This is a genomic window from Novosphingobium sp. BL-S-19, assembly GCF_055521675.1.
Genome location: NZ_CM145497.1, coordinates 1,426,241 through 1,448,621 on the forward strand (window position 1 = coordinate 1,426,241; position 22,381 = coordinate 1,448,621).

20 protein-coding genes and 1 pseudogene are annotated in these 22,381 nt (G+C 64.1%); 7 read left to right on the plus strand and 14 right to left on the minus strand.

The features are described from left to right. Position 1 precedes the first annotated feature (1 nt). Together ACZ1JV_RS06100 and ACZ1JV_RS06105 are read left to right on the plus strand one after the other, a co-directional pair. On the plus strand, positions 2–1,306 hold the full coding sequence (locus ACZ1JV_RS06100) for an acyl-CoA dehydrogenase family protein (RefSeq protein WP_465148790.1): 1,305 nt from the start codon (positions 2–4) through the stop codon (positions 1,304–1,306). Positions 1,307–1,309: 3 nt separating this feature from the next. Beyond that, entirely contained in the window at positions 1,310–2,077 is a 768-nt protein-coding gene (locus ACZ1JV_RS06105; protein WP_465139622.1) for an SDR family NAD(P)-dependent oxidoreductase, read from the plus strand. Between the two features lie 434 nt (positions 2,078–2,511). Here ACZ1JV_RS06105 and ACZ1JV_RS06110 read toward each other — a convergent pair whose 3' ends face one another. The 9 genes from ACZ1JV_RS06110 to ACZ1JV_RS06150 all read right to left on the minus strand — a co-directional run bounded on the left by ACZ1JV_RS06110 (position 2,512) and on the right by ACZ1JV_RS06150 (position 10,767). Then, positions 2,512–3,585, minus strand: coding sequence for a Rieske 2Fe-2S domain-containing protein (locus ACZ1JV_RS06110; protein ID WP_465148791.1), 1,074 nt, complete (start codon positions 3,583–3,585; stop codon positions 2,512–2,514). A gap of 114 nt (positions 3,586–3,699) precedes the next feature. Then, on the minus strand, positions 3,700–4,404 hold the full coding sequence (locus ACZ1JV_RS06115) for a glutamine amidotransferase (protein WP_465148792.1): 705 nt from the start codon (positions 4,402–4,404) through the stop codon (positions 3,700–3,702). A 17-nt stretch (positions 4,405–4,421) separates the two neighbouring features. Further along, on the minus strand, positions 4,422–4,598 hold the full coding sequence (locus ACZ1JV_RS06120; protein ID WP_465148793.1) for a YezD family protein: 177 nt from the start codon (positions 4,596–4,598) through the stop codon (positions 4,422–4,424). 16 nt (positions 4,599–4,614) lie between these two features. Continuing rightward, positions 4,615–5,568 carry a sulfate/molybdate ABC transporter ATP-binding protein gene (locus ACZ1JV_RS06125; protein ID WP_465148794.1) on the minus strand — a complete coding sequence of 318 codons (954 nt, stop codon included), beginning with the start codon at positions 5,566–5,568 and terminating at the stop codon, positions 4,615–4,617. Next, on the minus strand, positions 5,565–6,404 hold the full coding sequence (gene cysW / locus ACZ1JV_RS06130) for a sulfate ABC transporter permease subunit CysW (RefSeq protein WP_465148795.1): 840 nt from the start codon (positions 6,402–6,404) through the stop codon (positions 5,565–5,567). The genes ACZ1JV_RS06125 and cysW overlap by 4 nt, the downstream gene beginning before the upstream one ends. Further along, entirely contained in the window at positions 6,401–7,252 is an 852-nt protein-coding gene (gene cysT / locus ACZ1JV_RS06135) for a sulfate ABC transporter permease subunit CysT (protein WP_465139616.1), read from the minus strand. The genes cysW and cysT overlap by 4 nt, the downstream gene beginning before the upstream one ends. Positions 7,253–7,308: 56 nt before the next feature. Beyond that, on the minus strand, positions 7,309–8,355 hold the full coding sequence (locus tag ACZ1JV_RS06140) for a sulfate ABC transporter substrate-binding protein (protein WP_465148796.1): 1,047 nt from the start codon (positions 8,353–8,355) through the stop codon (positions 7,309–7,311). Between the two features lie 343 nt (positions 8,356–8,698). Then, the gene (locus tag ACZ1JV_RS06145; protein WP_465148797.1) at positions 8,699–9,307 is read right to left on the minus strand and encodes a hypothetical protein; all 609 of its coding nucleotides are present in this window, start codon (positions 9,305–9,307) and stop codon (positions 8,699–8,701) included. A gap of 68 nt (positions 9,308–9,375) precedes the next feature. After that, positions 9,376–10,767, minus strand: coding sequence for an aminotransferase-like domain-containing protein (locus tag ACZ1JV_RS06150; protein WP_465148798.1), 1,392 nt, complete (start codon positions 10,765–10,767; stop codon positions 9,376–9,378). A gap of 90 nt (positions 10,768–10,857) precedes the next feature. Between ACZ1JV_RS06150 and ACZ1JV_RS06155 the strand changes: the two are divergent. From ACZ1JV_RS06155 to ACZ1JV_RS06165, 3 genes and pseudogenes are all read left to right on the plus strand, one after another. After that, positions 10,858–11,278 (plus strand): annotated as a pseudogene (locus ACZ1JV_RS06155) (DUF983 domain-containing protein). Further along, positions 11,271–11,576, plus strand: a complete 306-nt coding sequence (locus ACZ1JV_RS06160) for a hypothetical protein (RefSeq protein WP_465148799.1) — start codon at positions 11,271–11,273, stop codon at positions 11,574–11,576. The pseudogene ACZ1JV_RS06155 and the gene ACZ1JV_RS06160 overlap by 8 nt, the downstream one beginning before the upstream one ends. Position 11,577: 1 nt before the next feature. After that, entirely contained in the window at positions 11,578–12,036 is a 459-nt protein-coding gene (locus tag ACZ1JV_RS06165; RefSeq protein WP_465148800.1) for a c-type cytochrome, read from the plus strand. A gap of 9 nt (positions 12,037–12,045) precedes the next feature. On the opposite strand, the gene ACZ1JV_RS06170 is transcribed toward ACZ1JV_RS06165, so the two are convergent. After that, on the minus strand, positions 12,046–13,599 hold the full coding sequence (locus tag ACZ1JV_RS06170; RefSeq protein ID WP_465148801.1) for an alginate export family protein: 1,554 nt from the start codon (positions 13,597–13,599) through the stop codon (positions 12,046–12,048). Between the two features lie 364 nt (positions 13,600–13,963). Between ACZ1JV_RS06170 and ACZ1JV_RS06175 the strand changes: the two genes are divergently transcribed. After that, on the plus strand, positions 13,964–15,679 hold the full coding sequence (locus ACZ1JV_RS06175) for an alpha/beta hydrolase (protein WP_465149786.1): 1,716 nt from the start codon (positions 13,964–13,966) through the stop codon (positions 15,677–15,679). Between the two features lie 228 nt (positions 15,680–15,907). Here ACZ1JV_RS06175 and ACZ1JV_RS06180 read toward each other — a convergent pair whose 3' ends face one another. The 4 genes from ACZ1JV_RS06180 to ACZ1JV_RS06195 all read right to left on the minus strand — a co-directional run bounded on the left by ACZ1JV_RS06180 (position 15,908) and on the right by ACZ1JV_RS06195 (position 20,147). Further along, a complete protein-coding gene (locus ACZ1JV_RS06180; protein ID WP_465148802.1) occupies positions 15,908–17,344 on the minus strand; it encodes a metal-dependent hydrolase family protein in 1,437 nt (478 codons plus the stop codon). 408 nt (positions 17,345–17,752) lie between these two features. Next, positions 17,753–18,382, minus strand: coding sequence for a glutathione S-transferase (locus ACZ1JV_RS06185; protein ID WP_465149787.1), 630 nt, complete (start codon positions 18,380–18,382; stop codon positions 17,753–17,755). Between the two features lie 195 nt (positions 18,383–18,577). Then, entirely contained in the window at positions 18,578–19,531 is a 954-nt protein-coding gene (locus tag ACZ1JV_RS06190; RefSeq protein ID WP_465148803.1) for a cytochrome-c peroxidase, read from the minus strand. Positions 19,532–19,562: 31 nt separating this feature from the next. Next, on the minus strand, positions 19,563–20,147 hold the full coding sequence (locus tag ACZ1JV_RS06195; protein ID WP_465148804.1) for a homogentisate 1,2-dioxygenase: 585 nt from the start codon (positions 20,145–20,147) through the stop codon (positions 19,563–19,565). A gap of 121 nt (positions 20,148–20,268) precedes the next feature. Here ACZ1JV_RS06195 and ACZ1JV_RS06200 point away from each other — a divergent pair, with 121 nt between their 5' ends. After that, positions 20,269–22,323 (plus strand): TonB-dependent receptor plug domain-containing protein, encoded by a 2,055-nt coding sequence (locus tag ACZ1JV_RS06200; RefSeq protein WP_465148805.1) that lies wholly within the window; start codon positions 20,269–20,271, stop codon positions 22,321–22,323. Positions 22,324–22,381 lie beyond the last annotated feature (58 nt).

Below are 22,381 nucleotides of genomic sequence, written 5' to 3' on the forward strand. Positions count from 1 at the left end.
CATGGACTTCTCGACCGATCCTGAATTTCAGGAAAAGCTCGACTGGATGAACCGCTTCGTGCGCGAGGAAGTGGAGGCGATGGACCTTCTGTTCCCGCAGGGCAGCGAGCAGTTCAATATCCGCAACCGCAAGGCGCGCGCCATGGCGAAGAAGCTTCAGGCGCGAGTGAAGGCGCAGGGGCTCTGGGCCTGCCACCTGACGCCGGAACTGGGCGGCAAGGGCTATGGGCAGGTGAAGCTGGCGCTGATGAATGAGATCCTTGGCCGCACCTCGTGGGGCCCGGTGATCTTCGGCTGCGCGGCGCCCGATACCGGCAATGCCGAAATCCTGGCCATGTTCGGCACGCCCGAGCAGAAGGCGCGCTATCTGCAGCCGCTGCTCGATGGCGAAATCTTCTCGACTTACGCGATGACCGAGCCGCAGGCCGGGGCCGATCCCAAGGAATTCACCTGCCACGCCTGGCGGGAGGGCGAAGAATGGGTGATCGAGGGCGAGAAGTGGTACGCCTCCAACTTCAAGGTTTCCTCCTTCGTGATCGCGATGGTCGTCACCAATCCCGAAAATGCGCCGCATGAGCGGATGTCGATGTTCCTGATCCCCTCGGACACGCCGGGGCTGGTCGATATCCGCGACGTGGCGGGGATGAACGATCCGGTCGATCACGGCCATCACGCCTATCTGCGGTTCGACAAGGTCCGCGTGCCGCTGGACGCCATGCTGGGCGGACCGGGGGAGGGCTTCAAGCTGGCGCAGGCGCGGCTGGGCGGCGGGCGTATCCACCATGCCATGCGCGTGGTCGGCCAGTGCCAGCGCGCGCTGGAGATGATGCAGGAACGTGCCGTCTCCCGCCGCACGCAGGGGCGCCAGCTTGGCGATCACCAGCTGGTGAAGGCGATGATCGCGGACAGCGCACTGGAACTGGAGATGTACCGCCTTCTGGTGCTGAAGGCCGCGTGGATCATCGATACCCAGCCGCACGGCGCCGCGCGCACGCATATCGCCATGGCCAAAGTGGCGATGGCGCGCGTCTATCACGACATCGTGCGGCGGGCCGTCCACCTTCACGGCGCGCTTGGCACCACGCATGAGACGCCACTGGCGCGCATGTGGATGGGTGTGCCGATGCTCTCCGTGGCCGACGGGCCGACCGAAGTGCATCAGGTGCAGATCGCCAATGCGCTGCTGAAGCAGACCGCCCCGGCGCAGGGCCTGTTCCCCAGCGAGCACATCCCGAGCCGGACGGCCGAGGCGGAGGCCCGCTATGCCGCCGAACTGGCCGAGATCGAGCGCGAACTGGCGGCCTGAGCCATGCCGATCACGATGGATCTCACCGGCCGCGTGGCCGTCGTCACCGGCGGCAGCCGCGGGCTCGGCCGGGCGATCGCGCTCGGGCTGGTGGAGGCCGGCGCGGCGGTTGCGGTGGCGAGCCGCAAGCGGGAGAGCTGCGCCGCGCTGGTTGCGGAGATAGAGGCGCTGGGCGGTCGCGGCTCGGCCCATGCTTTCGACGCGGCCTCGTGGGAAGACTGCGACCGCCTCTTCGCCGAAGTTAACGAGCGCTGGGGCGGGGCGGACATTCTGGTGAACAATGCCGGAAAGTCGCCGGTCGAGCCGTCCTCGCTGGAGACATCGCAGGCCGCCTTCGATCTCATCCTTGCGGTGAATCTGCGTTCGGCGTTCCGGCTTTCGGCGCTGTTCGGTGCGCAGATGGTGGCGCGCGGGGGCGGGGCGATCGTCAACGTCAGTTCCAGCGGATCGCGCAAGCCAGAGCCTTACTTCGCGCCCTATGCCGCCGCCAAAGCCGGGCTCAACACGCTGACCGAGAGCTTTGCCAAGGAATATGGCCCCACGGTGCGCGTCAACACGGTGATGCCGGGGCCGTTCCATACCGACGGCACCAAGGCATGGTCCCGCTCCGAAGGCTTTGCCGAACACGCGCGCAAGAACCAGCCACTCGGCCGCGGTGGCGAACCAGCGGAAATCGTCGGCGCCGTGGTCTATCTGGTCAGCGATCTGGCGTCCTATGTCACCGGGGCATGTCTTGCCGTTGACGGAGGGCATCTGATTGCACGCGGATGACCTGAGAAAGCGTGGGTGGGCAGTCTGACAGCTCGGCCCTTCTGCGTTGTTGCATCGGCGTTCACAAGTGCGCTGTGCTTAGCTATTGCTTCTGCAGCCGCCCCTTCCGAGATGTTCAGTGGTTAAATTTCGCCTTCTAGGAGCAGACCGTCAGGTAACCTGGATACAGCCGCGGCCTGACGCACATCAATCGATGCCGGAAACGGAACGCGTCGCCAGCGCAGCCCGTCATGGTAGCGCCGCAGAGGCGGCGGATCGCGCCCATATCTCGTTCGAAGCGGGATCCGTCATGTAGCTCCCGCCCGAGAGAAGCGTCATCGGATATTGGAGGTCCGCCAGCACGGACGGTGGAGCGCGAGATGCTCTGCGCGCTGGGTGAAAGGGATCTGCCCTCACCCGTTGCGCCTGCGGAATACGTCCTGAACTGATCCGCGCTAATATCCGAAGAAGCGCTTGAGGCCGATTTCCTTCAGCGCGCGGCGGTAGGTCATCGAACTCATATCAGCGGGGATATGCCCCTCATCCGCCGGTTCCAGAGGGAGCCATTCGGGCATTTGCGCCTCGACGATGGTCTTGTCTTCTTCGAAAATCCGCAAGTTGAAGTCGTAGACGTCCTGCACGGGCAGATCGGTGTCGAAATTGCGCGCGATCGGGGCAAAGAGGCGCGTGGTCTTGGCGGATACCGGCGATGCCGCGTTCATGATCACCAAGCGATCCTTGCCGGGAAAATGGATCTCCAGCGTCGCGGTGAACGGCAAGTGGCAGCGGAAATGGCGGAGCCAGTGGAAATCAGGCACTCCGCGCTGGGTCAGGCCGATGGGATAGTTGCCCACGCTGCTCCAATATTCTGCTTCGAAGCCATAGGCGGTGCGCTTCGGCGTGTAGGCAGGCACTTCGGCATTGTCGGGATCGGCGAATGTCTCGTGATGGACGAACGCGAAATGGGCGACGTCCAGGAACCCTTCGAGCTGGCGACCGGCGAAGCCGTGAATGTCGATCCAGGGGCAAGTGATCTGCTGGAATTCGGCCTCGTCCCAGTGCGGCATGTCGGGAATGGTGCCGGGCGGGGGAGCGGCTCCGGGAGCAAGGTCCTGCGCATCGAGGCAGGTCCAGATCAGGCCGTAGCGCTCTACGCTGGGATAGGTCTTCAGGTGAAGCCGGGCGGGAATGTCGCGCGCGGGGTGGGCGGGAACGTGGATGCACTTGCCCCCGGTGCCGAATTTTAGCCCGTGGTATGGGCAGACGACGCCATCGCTCTCCTGCGTGCCCATGCTGAGCGGGACGCCGCGATGCGGGCAGACATTGGTGGCAACGACAACTTCGTCGCCTGCACGATAAACGACCAGCGGCTGATCGAGCAGGCGGGTGCCCAGCGGGGCCGTACCGATTTCACGCGCAAGAGCGACCGGATACCAGTGCCGCGCAAGGACGTACCAGTCCTCCGCGTCGAAAGTGCAGCCATGCGGCAAGGCGGGCCGCGAAGGCTCCAGGGTGGGGGCAGTGGCCATGGATCGCATCCGGTAGTGAACGGTTGACCCGATCCATCGGTGAATTTCACCGACCTATCAAACGCAATGATTCTGACGTCGTGTTGCGAAAATTAGAGCGGCGTTGATTCCAGCTCAGGTAAGACCTTGCAGCCATTCACCGATCATCGCCCGTCCGGCCGCTACGGCGCCGGGTCCCAGTTCGGCGTGGGCGCGGCGCAGGGACTCCTCGTTTCCGCCCGCTTCCACCACGGCGCCGGGCCATTGCTCGATCCACGCGTCGAAGCGCGGATCCATACCCATTTCCGCATGGAACTGCAGCGCAAGGATATTGCTGCCCCGGCGGAAGGCCTGATGGTCGTAGACATGGCTGGACGCCAGCAGTTCGACATTTTCCGGCAGCGTGAAGGTATCGCCATGCCAGTGCAGCACCGGCACGCCGGCAAGGTGCCGCAACGGGCCCTGTTGCGCCACGTCGCGCACGGTCACCGCATGGAAGCCGACTTCCTTTGCGGGGCCGGGGTAGACCCGGGCGCCCATGGCGGCAGCGATCATCTGTGCGCCGAAGCAAACGCCCAAAGTCGGGCGATCCGCCTCTAGCCGCCGGGCAAGACGGCGCATCTGGCACGAAATCCACGGATGCGCGTCCTGCTCATAGATCCCCATGGGGCCACCCATCATGATCAGCAGGTCCGGCTCGCACAAATCGAGCGAGGCAAAGGCCGGATCGGTCACATCTATCCGGTCCACCAGATAGCCATGATCCTCGATGGGTTTGCGATAGCCGGCAACGCCCTCGTGCGGGACGTGCCGGATGATCAGCGCGTGCTTCTGCGGCATTGTCGGTGGGGTGCGCCTTACTGGAACCGCTTCTTTTCGGTGACGTCGATCTGCACGACGCGGCCGTCATGCACGGTCAGCGAGATATTGCCGTAACGCAGGCTCTGCAATGCCTCGCGCACGGTTGCGATGTTTTCTTCCAGCTGTTTTTCCGTCTGGGAGGAATTGCCCGAATGGGGCGTGTTGGCGGTCATTGGCGGCTCCTTGAATTCAGCTTGCAAAAGTCCGCGCGCGGCGGGCCTCGATCCGCACCGTCTGGCCGATGGCGGGGGGAACCTCGTTGGCGTCCACATCGATCTCGATGATGGATTCGCTCGTCGAAAGACGGCCTTCCACACGCCAGGCGCTGCCCTTGCGGAAGACGTTGGCAACCTGAACTGCTTCGCCCCCTTCGGAAACGATGGCGATGTCATGCGGGCGCACGTGACGGCCATCGGGCAGGCGGTTGGTCTCGCCGACGAAGTGGGAGACGAAGGCGGTTGCCGGTTCCATGTAGACCTGCTCGGGCGTGCCGACCTGATCGATGCGGCCATGGTCCATGACGACCACGCGGTCGGCCAGTTCCAGCGCCTCTTCCTGATCGTGCGTCACGAAGATGGAAGTAAGGCCCATCTGCTTGTGCAGATCGCGCAGCCAGCGGCGCAGGTCCTTGCGGACCTTGGCGTCCAGCGCGCCGAACGGTTCGTCCAGCAGCAGCAGGCTGGGTTCGATGGCAAGAGCGCGGGCGAGCGCCACGCGCTGACGCTGGCCGCCGGAAAGCTGGCCGGGATAGCGCCCGCCAAGCCCATCAAGCTGGACGATGCGCAGCAGTTCCTCGGCACGGTCTCGGATTTCAGCCTTTTTCGGCCGGTGCTTCGCCTTGCGCACGTTCAGGCCGAAGGCGACGTTGTCGGCCACGGTCATGTGCTTGAACAGGGCATATTGCTGGAACACGAAGCCGACGTTGCGCTTGCCCACGGGGATGTGGGACACGTCCTCGCCATCGAAGAACACATGCCCTTCATCCTGGAATTCAAGGCCGGCGATGATGCGCAGCAGGGTGGTCTTGCCCGATCCGGAGGGGCCGAGCAGGGCGATGAACTCGCCCGGCTGGATCTCAAGGTCGATGCCGTGGAGCGCGGCGTAATCGCCGAAGCGCTTGGTGATGTTCTCGACGCGGATCAATGCTTTGCTCCCGAATGAAGATCGAAGCGCCATTCGAGCACGCTCTTGAGGACAAGCGTGACGAGGGCGAGGGCCGCCAGCAGCGAGGCGACCGCGAAGGCTCCGACGAAGTCGTATTCGTTGTAGAGGATCTCGACATGCAGCGGCATGGTGTTGGTCTCTCCCCGGATATGGCCGGAGACGACCGAGACCGCGCCGAATTCGCCCATGGCGCGTGCATTGCACAGCAGCACGCCATAGAGCAGGCCCCAGCGGATGTTGGGCAGGGTTACGTGCCAGAACGTCTGCCAGCCATTGGCGCCCAGCGAGACGGCGGCTTCCTCATCGTCCTTCCCCTGTTCCATCATCAGCGGGATCAGTTCGCGGGCGACGAAGGGGAACGTGATGAAGACCGTGGCGAGGATAATGCCCGGCACCGCGAAGATGATCTTCAGGCCATGATCGGCGAGCCATGGCCCCAGCAGACCCTGTGCGCCGAACAGCAGCACGAAGATCAGGCCCGAAACAACCGGCGATACCGAGAACGGCAGATCGATCAGCGTCAGCAGCAGGTTCTTGCCGGGGAAGCTGAACTTGGTGATCGCCCAGCTTGCGGCAAGCCCGAAGATGACGTTCAGCGGCACGCTGATCGCGGCGATGAACAGAGTCAGCCGGATCGCGGCCAGGGCATCGGGATTGACCACGGCTTCCAAGAAGGGCTGCAGCCCCTGCTTCAATGCCTCGCTGAACACCGCGACCAGCGGCAGGACAAGGAAGAAGGCCAGGAACGCCAGCGCCAGCGTGATCAGCAGCACTTGTGTAGTGCGGCTTTCGGTGCCCGGTGAAGAGTGTGTCATACGCCAAGCCTCCTGCGACGGGCGGATTGCAAGGCATTGAGGACGAAGAGCACCGCGAAGGAGATCAGCATCATCACCATCGCGATCGCCGTGGCGCCGTCATAGGCGTACTGCTCAAGCTGGGTGACGATCAGCAGCGGCGCGATTTCGGTCTTTCCGGGCATGTTGCCGGAAATGAAGATCACCGATCCGTACTCCCCCACGCCGCGCGCGAAGGCCAGCGCAGCGCCGGTGAACAGCGCGGGCATGATGGCCGGGAAGATCACGCGGAAGAAGGTCTGGAAACGGTTGGCGCCAAGGGTCGCGGCGGCTTCCTCCACGTCCTTGCCCAGATCGGCCAGGACCGGTTCGACAGAGCGGACCACGAAGGGCAGGCCGATGAAAACCAGCGCGATAGTGATGCCCAGCGCGGTGAAGGCCACCTTGATGCCCAGCGGGTCAAGGAACTGGCCCACCCAGCCCGACGGTGCGTAGAGCGAGGTGAGGGCGATGCCGGCAACTGCCGTGGGCAGGGCGAAAGGCAGGTCCACCAGCGCGCTGACCACGCGCTTTCCGGGAAACTCGTAACGCACCAGCGTCCAGGCGACCAGCAGGCCGAACACCGCGTTGACCAGCGCCGCCGCCGCTGCCGTGCCGAAGCTGAGGCGATAGGCGGCCAGCGCGCGGGGCGAAAAGCCCACTTCCACGAATGCATGCCAGCCCATGCCCGCCGATTTCAGGAACAGGGTGGATAGCGGGATAAGCACGATCAGGGAGAGCCAGGCCAGGCTGAACCCGAAGGTCAGCCCGAAGCCCGGCAGCACCGAAGGTGCGCGCCAGCGCGATTTGCGCTTTGCGATTGAAGTCATCTGCAGTGGCCTGCTCGATTGGGGGCGCCGGGGGTCAGGAACCCGGGGACGCCGGTTTACTTCTTGGTGTAGATCCGGTCGAACGCGCCCCCGTCGTCGAAGTACGCTTTCTGAGCCTTGGTCCATCCGCCGAAGTCCTTGTCGATGGTCACCAGATTGACCTTGGGGAACTGGTCCGCGAACTGTGCGGCGATCTTGGGATCAGTGGGGCGATAGAAGTTGCGTGCGATCGCGACTTGCGCCTCGGGCGTGTAGAGATATTCGAGGTAGGCCTTGGACACTTCCTCGGTACCGTGCTTCTTCGCATTGGCGGCGATCACCGCGACCGGCGGTTCGGCCAGGATCGAGACGGACGGCACGACGATTTCGAACTTGCCGGCGCCCAGCTTCTTTTCGGCCAGTAGCGCCTCGTTCTCCCAGGCCAGCAGCACGTCGCCGATGCCGCGTTCGACGAACGTGGTGGTCGATCCGCGCGCGCCGCTGTCCAGCACGGGAACGTGTGAGAACAACTGCTTCACGTAAGCCTCGCCGGCGGCTTCGGAGCCGCCGCCGGTATTGCGGCCATAGGCCCAGGCCGCCAGGAAGTTCCAACGCGCGCCGCCGCTGGTCTTGGGATTGGGGGTGATCACTTCCACGCCCGGCTTCACCAGATCGCCCCAGTCGTGAATGCCCTTCGGGTTACCCTTGCGGACCAGGAAGACGATGGTGGAGGTATAGGGAGAGCTATTGTCGGGCAGCGCCTTCTGCCAGTCCGCCGGAAGCAGCTTGGCCTTGGTGGAGATCACGTCGATGTCATAGGCCAGCGCCAGCGTGGCGACGTCGGCATCAAGTCCGTCGATGATGGCGCGGCTCTGCTTGCCCGAACCGCCATGGCTCATCCGGAAGGTGACGTCCTGCCCGGTCTTCTTCTTCCAGTAGGCGGCGAATGCGGGATTGATGGCCTGATAGAGTTCGCGAGTCGGATCGTAGGAGACGTTGGTAATCTGCACGCTGTTCCCGGCCTTGTTGTCGCCGCCGCCCGAGCATCCCGCGATAGACGCGGTGAGTGCGGTTGCGGCAGCCACGGCCAGAAACATGCGGCGATGGAATTTCGGCGTACTCATCGTGACACGTCTCCCGTTCAATGACGTCTGCCTAATCTCAATTGATTTGGTTGACATTAAAGTTCTTGTTGCAGGGATACAAGCAGGGTTTTGGGGGAAGGGCATCGCCCATGCGGGGGAGGCAGCGCGTCAGGCGCGGCGGGCTGGTCGGATTTCCGGACGCATGGCAGCACGGGGACGATTTTCCGCCATTTCGGCCGTCAATTCAACTGACAAGGCCCGTCATCGCGGCGAACGGAACGCGCGCCGAACGCAGGCACAACGCTTCCCCGGCAAGGTTAATCGCCGTGAGGATGGATCGGTGAATGTCGAAAAGGCTCCCTAAGGAGGTGCTTTCGCGGCGTCAGGACGGCCGGGCTTGCTGGATCAGGTGATAGGCCCTGCCCATCAGGCGGGTCACTTCATCCGCGCTCAGCACGTATTGCGGTTCGTAGCCAAGGCCCTGCTGTCCGGTGCGCTTCCACAAGTCGACATAGAGCGCCTTGCCCGGGCCGAACACCAGATCGACATGGCGGGAGAGCCGGGCCGGTCCTTCCGCGGAATAGGCGGTTCGGAAGATCGAGATATCGACGATGTACGGCCCCACCATCACCCAGACGTGACCGTTCCAGTCCTGCCCATTCCAGTCCTGATCGGCCTCTCCGAAGACTTTCTCGCCGTCGAACGGCTGCCTGTCGCCGAACACCGGCACGCCTTCCACTGAAAGCGTGCCCGCGACGACCTGCACGGGGGCGTTCAACCGGCTTTCCAGGGCCACGGCCAAGGCCGCGCTCATCATCGCGCTGGAATCGGCAGCGGCGGGGAAGACCGTCAGCAAGTCCACCGCGCACTTCGAAAGCGCGGCCCGGTCGGCGTCCGACATTTCATAGGACTTGAAAGCCTTGGCCGCCGGCCAGCCATGCTGCGCGGCAATGTGCTTCCCAAGTTGGGCGAGGTCTTTGGCAATCGACATCGGCGGCCCTTAGCGCCGTGCCTGCGCTCAGGCCATACCCTTGGCGTTGAAATCGCCGCAGCCGCGGCTCAAACCAATGGGCTGGCCCGGCCTCCGCGATGGTGAAGCATCGCTTCGGTGACTTCCAACGCGCGTCGCAGCCGCTGGTGATCGATGCTGCCACCGATCGACAGCCGCACGGCATGTTCCCGTACGGCAGGATCGACGCGGAATTGCTCGCTCGATACGGCAGAGATTCCCAAGGCCCGCATCGCCGCCACCAGTTCGAACGCGCGCGTCTCTCCTTCCAGCGGTATCCAGAGGTGATAGCCGGCCGGCGCGGTGCGATGGGATCCTTCCGGCAGTACCTCCCGCACGATAGCCTGCCGCGCCAGACATTCCGCCCGCACTTCGCCCACCAGTTCCGCCCACGTCCCGTCAGTCAGCCAGTGGGTGCAGACGGCAAGGTTCAGCGGAGGTGGCATGACGGTAGTTTCATGCGTGTCCGTCGCCAGTCGCAGCGCGTCGCGCAGCAGCGGCGCCCGCAGATAGGCGATGCGCAGCGCGGGCGATATCAGCTTGGACAGGCTGGCCACGTGCCACGTGCGCTCCGGCGCGATCGCGGCCAGAGCCGGTATGCTGTGTTCCGACAGGCGCGAATAGGGATCGTCCTCGATAATCAGCACATCGTGCCGGCGCGCGATCTCCACGATCCGCTCCCGACGATCGCGGTTCAGCGTCGCGGTGGTGGGATTGTCATTGTCCGGCACGACGTAGACCGCCCGGATCTTGCCGGAGGTACAGGCCCGTTCCAGCGCATCGGGATCGATTCCGTGCCGGTCCGCCGCGATGGAGATCAGGCTGATGCCCAATCGGCGGCAGATCGCCGCCCATCCCGGATAGACGAAGGGGGCGGTGCAGACCGCGTCGCCGCGTTCCAGGATGGAACTGGCGACCGCGTGCAGCGCAGTCTGCGCACCGCTGGTGACGACCACATTGTCCTCGTCCGCCGCGATGCCTTGCGCGGCAAGCCACCGCGCCCCGGCAAGCCGGTCCTCCGGCGCCCCGCCGGCAGGTTGGTACTGGATCCGGTTCGCAGCCGAAGGACCGTCCAGAACCGTCTGCAACGTTGCGGCGAAGCGGGCGGAGAACGTCCCGTCGGCCGGAATCGGCGGCAGGTTCATCCCGGTGTCGAACGGCGGTAGTTGCTCTGCCGCCTTGCGCGCCGGCCCCCGCACGAAGCTGCCGCGCCGGCCTTCCGCATCGATCAGCCCCTGTCGACGCGCTTCGGCATAGGCGCGCGTCACCGTGCCGGTGTCGATCCCCAAGGCGTCTGCCAGTTCGCGCTGGGGAGGAAGACGATCGCCCGGGCTCAGCCGGCCGACTTCGACATCGCGCCCGATTGCCGCGCAGATGGCGAGATAGACCGGACCATGGGCCTGCACGATGTCCGGCAGCCAGCTTTGCGATGTCGTTTGCATTGACTTTGTATGCATACAAAACCCATATAAGGCAAGACCGACTGAACGGGCGCACTTTCGCCCGAGTCGAAGCAACATGCGGATCGAACCATGACGCAACCAGACGCATCGCATGCGGGAAAGCAGACCGATAAGGGCCGCTGGATATTCCATTGCGGCCTCAAGGGCCTGTGCCCTCGCTGCGGCAAGGGCCCGATGTTCCGAAAGTGGCTGAAGTTGCAGGATACCTGCCCTAATTGCGGCACCGGACGACGGCCCTGCGTTCTTCTCGCTGTGTATCGTCGCTTTCCCGCTGACGTTCTTCGCGGTCTGGCTGCAGGTTGCGTTCGAGCCGCCGTTCTGGGTGCATCTGATTACATCGTTCCCGCTGCTGGGGATCGGCTGCATCCTGCCTTTGCCCTATATCAAGGGCTGGCTGGTCGCGTCGCAATACGTCAACAAGGCGCAGGAGGCCGGAACCGAAAAGCTCTGGGCCGAACTGAATGCGCGCGCGGAAAAGCACGATGGCTGAAGGGATAGACCTCGCGCGGACTTTCGTGGCCGGCTACTTCGATGCCACCGGCCGCGCGGACCTGTCCCGCATGGTGATCGCGGGGGAGGGGGACGACTTCCCCGAAATTCGCGCAGCTGCAGAGCTCTTTTCAAGGCAGGCCGGCGTTCTGGCGCGCTATCGAGAAGCGCTCGACCAATATGCCGACCCGGGTTTCTGGGACGAAGCGACGCCCGGCGGCGCACTGGCGCTGCACGACAACGGCCTGATGGCCCGCAACGTCCTCAGCGGACGCCCCGCATTCTTCCACCGCGACTGACGTGACGAAGACATTTTCGGCAATCGTCGGGCCTGCCCTGTTGGCCTTGGCATTGACGCTGGCCGGCTGCGGGGACGACCGGCATGACGAGCGTCTGCGTCAGGCAGGTCCGCATCCTGCACTGACCGATCTGATGAAAGTCGCCAGCGCGGAGGCCGGCGCACGCAAGTTCCGGCAATGCGCCGCATGCCACAGCATCATGGACGGCGCGATGGATCGGGGCGGACCGAACCTGTTCGGCGTCTATGGCACTAAGTTCGCCACCAACCGCGCGCGCTACAGCTACACCGCTGCTCTCGCGAAAGCCGGCGGCACTTGGGACGAACGCACGCTGGACGTCTGGATGGCGGATCCGCAAGCATTCGTTCCCGGTACGACGATGCAGTTTCGCGGCGTTCCCGATGCACTCGATCGCGCCGACCTGATCGCCTATCTTCGCACGCAGAGGGCTTCGCCCTGACTCTGTCGATCAAAACCTCACTGTCGTGAACAGGTTGAAGTAATCCAGATTGTGCCCGTCCGGCACTTGCTTGATGAAGCGGCCTTTCTGGACGTGGTTGAAATAAGTGCCGACCACCCAGAACGGAGAGATCGCGTAACGCGCGCCCAAAGTGCCGCGCACGCCCACTTGCCGCGCGGTTCCTTCATCGGCCTTGATGATCAACTGGCCGGGCGCGCCGTAGAGGCCATCTTGCAGGGATGTCCGCCACAGACCCATCACCGTGGCGTCCACCGTCAGCTTCTTCATCGGCGTGATCGTCGCGGTGGGGCCGAAGGTGATCAGGTTGGCGCGGCCCAGTTCGCCGTTGATCGTCAGCGGGCGAGCGAACAACTGATAATAGGTGTTCATCCGGTTGTCGGACTTGCTCTTGTCCCCTGAACCGACCTCGAAACGCAGGCCGAGTCGGGGCGTGGCGGGCAGGGCAAGGCCGTAGCTGGCATAGGCGGTCAGGAAACCGGCGCGAACGGTCTGGTCGCCCCAATGGCCGGTCTGGCCGATGGCCTCCACGTCCCATTCCAGCTTTTTCTGTTTGCCGCTGAAGCGCAGTGAATAAGTGTCGCGCGCTTCGGCGGCGGAGCCTGCGTCATACTTCGCCACCGGCCGGCGCGTATGGACCCACAGCCCTTCCAGCCTTCCGCCGGGCACGACCGATCCCAGGTCCCGCGCCACGCGCGCACCCCAGAATGGCGCGTCGTAATTGGTGCTGTTGTCGAAGGCGGTGGTGGTTTCGGTGATCGTGAAGCCGCCCAGCACTTCGGCATCCCACGGGCCCTGCGTGAAGCGGATGCGCGCGGCATCGAAAGAACGGCGCACGTTCGGGCCATCGCGCATGTCGAACAGGCGGAAGCCGCCGATGCCGATTTCCTGACGCCCCACGCGGAAGCTCAGCGTGCCGTTGCCGGCCGGAGCGTGAACTTCGACGAAGGCCTGGGCAAGATCGATGGTCTTTTTGTCGGACACCAGTTGCTGCCCGCTGTATCCTGCCTGCAATCCGCTCTTGAGTTCTCCGAACACGCGCAGGTGATCGCCCAGATGCAGATCGCCCCAGACGCGGATGCGCTGTTCGAAATTCCCGTCGTCGTCCTGCTTGCCGCCACCGAAGCGTTCTTCATTGCGCAGTTCGAAGCGCCAGCGCATCTCGCCGCCGACCGTCAGATAGCTGGCATCCGTCAGCGGAATATACTTCAGCTTGGCCCAGAGCCCCTTGCGCTTGGCCGGATCGGCAAAGTCGCTGTAGTCTTCATCATAAGGCAGGGCCTGCGCGCGCGGTGTGCGTTGAAGCTGTACGTCGGAACCCATCGGCGGGTTTTCCACCGCGGCTTTCGAAAGGTCCGGTGGTGCGGTGGGCGGTACCGGCAGTCTTACGCGCGGCGGTGCCGTACGGGGCGCGGGATCGGGCGCCGTGGGCACCTGCTGCAATTCGTCCTGAGGGGCGGCGGCGGCAAGTGTGGCGGCAGTGGCAGGCGCCGCAGAAATCAGGGGCGCAGCCGTAGCCGCGGCCAGAACCAGAAGGCTGACCATCGTCTCTCTCCGGTGATGTTCGTGCTGAAGGGGGCGAGGGCCGACCAGCTTCCCGCTATGCGCCCTAGGGCTGCGGCGATCCGGAGCGGACAGGCGAATTGGGCGCAGGAATTCCCGCGAAGGTCATGGCGACCACGGCATCTTCTCCATCGTCATTTCTTGTTTTGTCGGATGCGCCCGCGTGGTCGCAGGTGCTCCTGCCGATGGAATTATCGCGTCTACATCCGCATGGCCAAGACCAATGCAGTATCCGCCCGATACCTTGCTTTGGCTCAGACCACCGCAGCTTGCCACCCTCGGCACGTTGGCTATGGTCCGGATTCGGATAGTCTGGCGAAATCCATTCAGGGGGCGCCCGGTGAGTATGGCCGAAAGATTTGCGCGCGGTTTGCGCCATTGGGCAGCATCACTGTCCCGTTTCGGCCTCATCCTTGGTGCGCTCACGTTTTCGGCCGCCCTTACTCCGACACTGATCCCCCGTGGCACGATCGCACAAGGCGCACTTGGCGGGCTGGGTTTTGCCTTCGGCTACGCCCTCGGTCTGTTTTGCCGCTGGTTATGGCGGTACATGCAATTGCCCGATCCCGTGGGAAAGACACGAAGGATCCTTCTGGGCGGCATGGCGGCCGGCATGGGCATCCTTCTCCTGATCGTCCTCTGGCGCGCGGCGGGCTGGCAGAACTCCATACGATCGCTGATGGGCATGGAGCCCGTCGACGCGGGCTACACGCTCCAGGTCTGCCTGATTGCTCTGGCCACTTTCATGATCCTCCTCATCGTGGCGCGGTTGCTGCTGCGGCTGGCGCGCGCGCTCACCGCCCGTGCGGCCCGCTATGTTCCGCCCCGCGTCGCCACCGTGATCGGCGTCGCGTTGACGGCCTTTGTCGTCTGGTCGCTGACCAGCGATGTCGCGCTGCGCGGCGCATTCGATGCGCTGGATTTCTCCTATCGCGAGACCGACGCCCTTTTCGAGCCGGAGCGCAAACAGCCGTCCGATCCCGCCAGAACCGGCAGCGCTGCATCCCTGGTGAGATGGGACGAGCTTGGCCGCATGGGCAGACGCTTCGTGGCCTCCGGCCCTACGGCCCGCCAGATTGCTGCGATGACCGGTCGCCCGGCTATCGAGCCCATCCGCGTCTATGTCGGCCTGCGGAGTGCCGGCACGGCCCATGCGCGCGCCATGCTGGCGCTGGAGGAACTGAAGCGGCAGGGCGGGTTCGATCGTTCCATATTGGTGGTCATCACGCCCACCGGAACCGGCTGGGTCGACCCTTCAGCCATCGACAGCCTGGAATACCTGCACCATGGCGACGTCAGCAGTGTGGCCACGCAATATTCCTACCTCAGCAGCCCGCTGGCGCTGCTGGCTCACCCCGAAAACGGGGCGCAGGCCGCGCAGGAACTCTTCACCGCAATCTACGATTATTGGTCGCACCTGCCCCGCGACAAGCGGCCGCAACTCTATCTTCATGGCCTTAGCCTCGGCTCCATGAATTCCGAAAAGTCGGTCGAACTCTTCGGCACGATCGACGATCCGATCGCCGGTGCGGTGTGGAGCGGCCCGACGTTCGAGAACCGGATCTGGCGCTCGATCACGGCTCAGCGGCGAAAGGGCTCGCCGATCTGGCGGCCGGAATTCCGCGACAGTCGCATCGTGCGGTTCATCAATCAGGGCGGCTTCGCCGTGCCCGCAGACACGCGCTGGGGCAACATGCGGGTCGCCTATCTGCAGTACTCCAGCGACGCCATCACCTTCTTCGATTATCGCGATCTCTACAGGAAACCCGAATGGATGAAGGCACCGGTCGGACCGGATGTTTCCCCCGATCTGCGGTGGTATCCCGTGGTGACGATGGTGCAGATCGCCATCGACATGCCTCTCTCCATGTCCACGCCGATGGGCCACGGCCACGTCTATGCGCCGGAGCATTATATCGATGCCTGGGCGGCCGTGACGGACGTGCACGACTGGTCTCCCGGCGCGCTCACCGCCCTCAAGGAAAAATTGGGGCGAGCGGCGCGCAACGCGGCGGCGAATGCTGCTGACGAGGAAAACGGATATGTAACCGGGGCCGGCTGAGTATCGCCGATCGACCGCATCGCCGAATGACATCATACTTGTCAGCGAAGGTCACCCGGCGTGATGGTAGAAGTAAGAGCTGCCAAACCGATCGGCTCAATGCGATCCGGGACTGATTTCATCTGGTCTCCGGCCATCTCAGCCGCCGCTGGCCGAAGGAGGGCATCGTCCCGCAATTGCCTTGGCACCGCAGTGGGGCATAGGGGCCCCGATGCCCCACCACTTCGATTATCGGGACAGAGTGTTCTTGTAGACCTTTCCGTCCTTCATGATGACCACGAAATTTTTGGCCGGATCGGCTACGAGATTGAGGTTCTGAAGCGGGTTGCCATCCACCAGCAGCAGATCCGCCAGCGCGCCGGTCTGGACCACGCCCAGTGTGCCCGCATAAGGCGCGCGCTTGCCCGACAGCTTCAGCAGTTCGGCGTTGGTGGAGGTCGCCATGATCAGCGCTTCCGCAGGCGTGTACCAGCGGGCAAGCGACGCCAGAATGGCGCCCTGCTGCTGCGCCAATGCGCGTGAGAACAGGACGTCGGTGCCCCACGCCGTCTTGATCTTGTACTTCTTGGCAAGCTCATAGGTGCGGCCAATTCCGGGGAAGACTTCATCGGCCTTTTCGCGCTGCACGGAGCCGACCGGAAAGCCGGTGCGCAACTCATCGGGCAGTGGCTGCAGGCTGAGCCAGATGCCCTTCTGGGCGATCAGCTTGGCATCGGCCTCGGTCATGAGGAAACCGTGTTCGATGCAGGTCACCCCCGCGGCAATCGCCCCCTCGATCGCTTCCGGGGTGAAGGCGTGCACGGTGACGTATGTGCCCCAGTTGTGCGCGGCCTCCACGGCGGCGCGAAGCTCGGGCACGGTAAAGGTCACCACATCGATCGGGCTGAAGGGCGAGGAGACCCCGCCGCCCGCCGTAAGCTTGATCTGCGAGGCGCCCTGCATCAACTGCTCGCGCACACGCACGCGCACTTCGTCGGGGGTGTCGGCAATCGCATAGCCGCCCATCTGCTCTCCGCGCGTGAGCGGACCGCCGATTTGGCGCGGCAGGTCCGAAAGCTGCCGGAAATCGCCATGGCCGCTGGTAACGGTAATCATCGCGCCGGACGGGTAGATGCGCGGGCCGATCGCAAATCCGGCGTCGATCGCCTGCTTGAGGCCGAACACCGGCCCGCCCACGTCGCGGACCGTCGTGAAGCCGCGCAGCAGCGTGTCTTTCGCCTCATCACCCGCGATCAGATTGAGGTAGCCCTCGTTTCCGGTCAACATTTCGGCCGGGGTCGGGCGGATAAACATGGCATGCCAATGCGCGTCGATCAGGCCCGGCATCAAGGTCCGGCCACCGCCGTCGATAACCAGCGTATTTGCATCGGGGGCAATCGTATCCGTCGAAATCCGCTCGATGATGTTGCCTCGGACCAGCACATTGGAAGGGCCGGATAGGTTCGCGTTCTTGCCGTCGAAAATGCGGACATTCTGGAAAAGCGTCGCCGGGGGCCCCGCCGCATCAGGCGCCTGCTGGGCCATGGCGGGAACGGAAAGCATCGCAAGCAGCGATGCCCAAAGCACCGTCGGCCAGAAACGACCCCGGGAATAGGCCCGGCAATGCCTAAAGACGCGCCAGTCCGGCACGCCCGGCACCTTCTTCAACCATGTGCACGACCTCATGGCATTTCCTCCTCCAGATATCGCCGTCTGCACGGCGATCGCGCCTTGGCGCCCGCTGCCGGATAGGATCGGAAGTAGGCGAAGTGGTCGGTGGGCGCTCGGCCGGGAATTGATGTCGCGCTGGGGAGGGCAGGGGCCTGGCGCATGGTCACGTCCATCAGCACGATCAAGCCGTGGCTCGGCCTATCGAAGAACGAGAGTGCACCTTCGAAGCGCCCCTCGGTATCGGGATAAACCCCAGCACCCGACCACCGACGTCGGCAACAGCAATCGCGCGATCGCCTTCGTTGTTACCGGTCGATAGGGTGGATGACCGCCTGCGCAGCGTTCTGGCCAAGGCGTGAACGTCTGGTCATTTAATCCGAATTCAGTTCGCCGCAGGGCGGCTATGAGGCGCAGAAAGTAATCTTAGTCCTCGGGAAAGAAGATTGGATTTGCCTCGGGTGACCATGGCTTCACGGGCGTCATGATTGCGGCAAATAGTGCGGAAGCCAGATAGTCGCTCAGCCACCGCTGCACACCCGGCAGCTTTTGCCGCTTGAACCATTCAGGATCCACCGCGGCGAATTGCCGGACGAACGGGGCGATGGCGGCATCGGTCAAGCCGCGTGACGGGCCGCCCAGGAAGGGCGCGCTGACCAGTCTGGATTCCAGTTTCTCAAGGAATTTCAATCCGCTTTCCCTGTGCGCCGCCGCGTCGGCGTCGTGGCGTTCGGGGTACTTGTAGCGGTCGAGGTCGTATTTGAACGGGCCGTCGTTGATCGCGATCAGCGCGGGATCGTCGCGATCCAGCCAGGCTTCGGGATCGTTCCAGCCAAGCGCGGCGCGCATGATGTCGAGGCTCTGATCGATTATCCCGCCTTTGGCGGTTATCAGTACCGGCACCGTGCCTTTCGGCGAAGCCAGGAGCATTTCCGCCGGCTTGGCGGAAAGCTTGACCTCACGAAGTTCGCAGCGCGTGCCGCTGACATATAGGGCCAGCCGCGCGCGCATCGCGTAGGGGCATCGCCGAAAGCTGTAGAGGACAGGCTCGTTCATGTGTGGTCTTCGCGCCAAGGCTGCACGTTGTTTCCTTGGGCGGGCAATGCGATTGCGCGGATGGCAATGCAAGCGCTAAGCTGACGGTCGCTGGCGAGCTGGGCGCGATCGATGGTCGCTGGTTTCCCCGAATGTCTGCGAAATCCAGATGACTTTCAGGCGACCAAAAAACGGCCGACGCCCACCTCCGCAGAATCACAGCACTTTGCCGCAGGCGGTTTGCGGCAGCCCGAACGCCGGATTGGTCAGGAAAGCATGATCGGTCAGACTGGCGAGGAAGGCAGCTACTGCGCCGCGCTTTTTGGCCGGCAGCGGGGCGATCCGGGTGTGGGCGGCAATTGCGGCGTCCAACGTCGGAGCGGAACCGTCGTGCAGGTATGGCGCGCTGACGATGACGTTGCGCAGGCTGGGCGTGCGGAAGCGGCCACGGTCGCTGGAACGGTGGGTTACTTCGGCAAGACCGGGATCGGCGGCGCCCGACGGCGGCATCGCACCGATGCGGTGATAGCGCGAATCGGTGAAGTTCGCGCCGCTGTGGCAGCCTGCGCAATTGCGCCGGAAGATCTGCGCGCCTTCCCGGACCTGCCCTTCCAGCGCGAAATTGTCCCAGTCGCTGCCGCGCGATACGAGCGCGCGTTCGAAGGCGGCAAGGGCGCTGGCGACCCTGGGATAATCGATGGCGCCGTCGCTCTCGGGAAAGGCCTCTGCGAACTGTGCGCGGTAACAGGGATCGCGGCCAAGTCGGCGGGCGATTTCGGCTTCCTGCCCCTTCATTGCCATCTCGACCGGGTGGTCGCCGAAAATCGGTACCGCTACTTGCGCTTCCAGACTGGTGAGCCGCGGGTCGGCCCATGTCAGGCGCGGGAAATCTCCGAGATTGGCAAGCGTTGGTACATTGCGCCGCCCTGGATCGTCGAGCGCGCCCGGATGGGTGCGGTTGCCATCGGCGAAACCGTGGCGCTGCTCGTGGCAGGTCGCGCAGGACATAGTACCGTTGATCGAAAGATCCGCGTCGTAGAACAGCCGACGACCAAGTTCGATCCGGGTCGCTTTGGCACGCTCGGAGGGCTGCGTCGCCTGCCTGCCCTGAGGGCGCGACGCTGCCATCAGCCCGGAAAACGCAGTGGCGATCAGCAGCAGTCCGGTCACTGCCCCCCTTACCGCATTTCGCATCGCGCCCTCAGGGCAGGCGGGTGACGAGCAGGGGCAGCTTCGCGTCGGCGTTGGCCGAGATCTGCAGGAGATAGTCCCCCGGTTCGAGCGCGAAATCGACCATCTTGCGGATACCCGAACAGTCCGGACCATGGCCATGGGCGATCGAGGTCTGGCCCGTGACCGGATTGTCTTTGCCGGTGTCGGCAGCCCTGATCACGTCGATCCACGCCGCCGAGCCGAGCGCCACGCGGTAATGGCCCGCCGTGGGCACGGTAAAGACGTAGATGCCGCCGAAACTCACCGATCCGCCCGGTTTTTCGGGGCGCAGCGCATAGCGGACCGCGGGCGTGGGGCTGAGCGTGCCGTCCACTGCCGTACCGGGCGTCAGCCGCGCTGCCGCTGCGTCTTGCGCGGCGGCCAGGGGCATGCGCCGGTTCCAGCCGGAAAGTTCGCCGGGCAGCGCGGCGGGCGTGGCCGGGCAGGCAATGGGCGAGGGCGCGATAGCGGGGGAGGCCGCAGCCCCGCCGGTCATCTCCTGCGCAAGCGCGCTGCCGGTCGGCTCCAGCATCAGCAATGCGGCCAGAAGCAGCCCACCTTTGGAACTCGTCATTTCGCGTCCGACCATCCTGAAGTCCTCATTTCGCTGCACTTTTGCATCGCACAAAAACTATATACGGACGGATATAGCGAATCGTCGAAACGGCGACAGCACAAAACATGGGGGCTTTTTCATGCGTTTCGCATCCGCTTGTGCGGTCACTCTTTCCTGCATTCTTGCAACGCCCGCCTTTGCCCAGTCCGAGGCGCCCGCCGATCAGGACGCGCAGCACGGCAATGCTTTCACGCTCGGCCAGATCATCGTCACTGCACCGGCACCGGGCGGTCCCTCGATCACGTCCTCCACGCTCGATGCCGAGGCGATCTCCCTGTTCCAGCGCAACAGTCTGGACGATGCGGTCAACCTGATGCCCGGCGTCTCGTCGTCGAACAGCGGCGGTTCGCGCAATGAGCGGCTGATCAACGTGCGCGGTTTCGACCGTTATCAGGTGCCGCTCTCGATCGACGGCATTCGCGTCTACCTGCCTGCCGACGGGCGGTTGGACTATGGACGTTTCCTAACTTCCGACATCGCGCAAGTGCAGGTGGCCAAGGGCTATGCCTCGGTGCTCGACGGGCCGGGGGCGATGGGCGGCGCCATCAATCTCGTCACCCGCAAGCCGGTCGAGCCGATCGAAGCCGAAGCGCGCGGCGCTCTGAACCTTGGCCGCAAGGGCGAGTACACCGGCTACAACATCTTCGCCCTGCTCGGGACGAAGCAGGACATGTGGTACGCACAGGCCAGCTATACCCGCAATTTCACCGATCACTGGGATCTTCCCGGCAGCTACGAGCCCAGTGCCGGATCGGCCGAGGATGGCGGCCATCGCGACTTCTCTCGCACTGCCGACTGGCGCGTGAACGCCAAACTGGGCTTCACGCCGAATGCTACCGACGAGTATTCGATCAGCTATACCCGGCAGGAAGGGTCCAAGAACGCGCCGCTGCACGTGACCGACCCCGCTGCCTCCCAGCGTAACTGGTCTTGGCCCTACTGGAATATCGATAGCATCTATTTCCTCTCGACCACCGCGCTGGGGGACCGGGCGACGCTCAAGACCCGCGTCTATCGTAACGGGTTCGACAACCTGCTGCGCGCCTTCGATGATGCCAGCCAGACCACTCAGACCAAGGCGCGCGCCTTCAACAGCTATTATGCCGACACTGCCTGGGGCGGATCGGCGCAGCTCGACCTTGCGGTCAGCGATATCGATCGGCTGAGCGTTGCCGCCCATTACCGGCGCGACAAGCATGTAGAATGGCAGCAGGCCTTCCCCTCGGGCGCGGTCGAGCCGAAGCAGACCAGCGTCGAGGAAACCTACAGCATTGCCGCCGAGAACAGGCTCGACCTGACTTCGGCACTGGCCTTCACCGCCGGTGTCAGCTTCGATTGGCGCGACCTCTCGCGTGCCGAGGACTATGCCAGCGGGGCGCTGATCGAATATGCGCTGCACAACGGGCAGGCGCTGAACGGACAGGCGCAGCTGGTCTGGAGCGTCGATGCGCAGACCAGTCTGCACGCGAGCATTTCCTCGCGCGCACGTTTCCCGACCATTTTCGAGCGCTTCAGTTCGCGCTTCGGCGGTGCCACATCGAATCCGGACCTCAAGGCCGAGCGGGCGACCAATTACGAGATCGGCGGCGCGCGTGACTTCGGCCCGCTCCATGCCGAGGCGGCAGCGTTCTATTCGCACCTCGATAACGTGATCGTGGCGTTCCCGATGATCTATCAGGGCCAGTCGGTGACCCAGAGCCGCAACCTTGGCAGTGGCAACTACTACGGCGGCGAAATCGCGCTGACGGCGCGGCTGGACCGCACGCTCAGCCTGGGCGGCAACTACACGTACACCCACCGCGATCTCGACGATCCGACCAACGCCGCGTTCCAGCCGACCGGGGTGCCGACGCACAAAGCCTTCCTTTGGGCCGACTGGTCACCGCTCGAAGGGTTGCACGTGCTGCCCAATGCCGACATCGCCTCGAACCGCTGGACCGTGAACACGGCGGGCACGCGCTATTATCGCACCGGGAGTTATGCGCTGGCCAACCTCACGGTGAACTATGCGCTGCGCGAGGGTGTCGAGATAGGCGCGGGCGTGCGCAACCTGTTCGACGATTATTACGTGCTCACCGATGGCTTCCCGGAACCGGGTCGCAGCTTCTTCCTGAGCTTCGGTTTTAAGTACTGAGTGAAACAGGGGCGACTTGTGGGTCGCCCCTTATCCCGCCGATTCTTAGCGGAAATAA

Coding starts and splice junctions, on each gene's coding strand:
- cysT (WP_465139616.1), bottom strand. CDS start 7,252: ATGACTTCAATCGCAAAGCGCAAATCGCGCTGGCGCGCACCTTCGGTG.
- ACZ1JV_RS06180 (WP_465148802.1), bottom strand. CDS start 17,344: ATGAGGTCGTGCACATGGTTGAAGAAGGTGCCGGGCGTGCCGGACTGG.
- ACZ1JV_RS06195 (WP_465148804.1), bottom strand. CDS start 20,147: ATGACGAGTTCCAAAGGTGGGCTGCTTCTGGCCGCATTGCTGATGCTG.
- ACZ1JV_RS06150 (WP_465148798.1), bottom strand. CDS start 10,767: ATGCAAACGACATCGCAAAGCTGGCTGCCGGACATCGTGCAGGCCCAT.
- ACZ1JV_RS06105 (WP_465139622.1), top strand. CDS start 1,310: ATGCCGATCACGATGGATCTCACCGGCCGCGTGGCCGTCGTCACCGGC.
- ACZ1JV_RS06175 (WP_465149786.1), top strand. CDS start 13,964: ATGGCCGAAAGATTTGCGCGCGGTTTGCGCCATTGGGCAGCATCACTG.
- ACZ1JV_RS06170 (WP_465148801.1), bottom strand. CDS start 13,599: ATGGTCAGCCTTCTGGTTCTGGCCGCGGCTACGGCTGCGCCCCTGATT.
- ACZ1JV_RS06120 (WP_465148793.1), bottom strand. CDS start 4,598: ATGACCGCCAACACGCCCCATTCGGGCAATTCCTCCCAGACGGAAAAA.
- ACZ1JV_RS06185 (WP_465149787.1), bottom strand. CDS start 18,382: ATGAACGAGCCTGTCCTCTACAGCTTTCGGCGATGCCCCTACGCGATG.
- cysW (WP_465148795.1), bottom strand. CDS start 6,404: ATGACACACTCTTCACCGGGCACCGAAAGCCGCACTACACAAGTGCTG.
- ACZ1JV_RS06145 (WP_465148797.1), bottom strand. CDS start 9,307: ATGTCGATTGCCAAAGACCTCGCCCAACTTGGGAAGCACATTGCCGCG.
- ACZ1JV_RS06140 (WP_465148796.1), bottom strand. CDS start 8,355: ATGAGTACGCCGAAATTCCATCGCCGCATGTTTCTGGCCGTGGCTGCC.
- ACZ1JV_RS06110 (WP_465148791.1), bottom strand. CDS start 3,585: ATGGCCACTGCCCCCACCCTGGAGCCTTCGCGGCCCGCCTTGCCGCAT.
- ACZ1JV_RS06160 (WP_465148799.1), top strand. CDS start 11,271: ATGGCTGAAGGGATAGACCTCGCGCGGACTTTCGTGGCCGGCTACTTC.
- ACZ1JV_RS06200 (WP_465148805.1), top strand. CDS start 20,269: ATGCGTTTCGCATCCGCTTGTGCGGTCACTCTTTCCTGCATTCTTGCA.
- ACZ1JV_RS06100 (WP_465148790.1), top strand. CDS start 2: ATGGACTTCTCGACCGATCCTGAATTTCAGGAAAAGCTCGACTGGATG.
- ACZ1JV_RS06115 (WP_465148792.1), bottom strand. CDS start 4,404: ATGCCGCAGAAGCACGCGCTGATCATCCGGCACGTCCCGCACGAGGGC.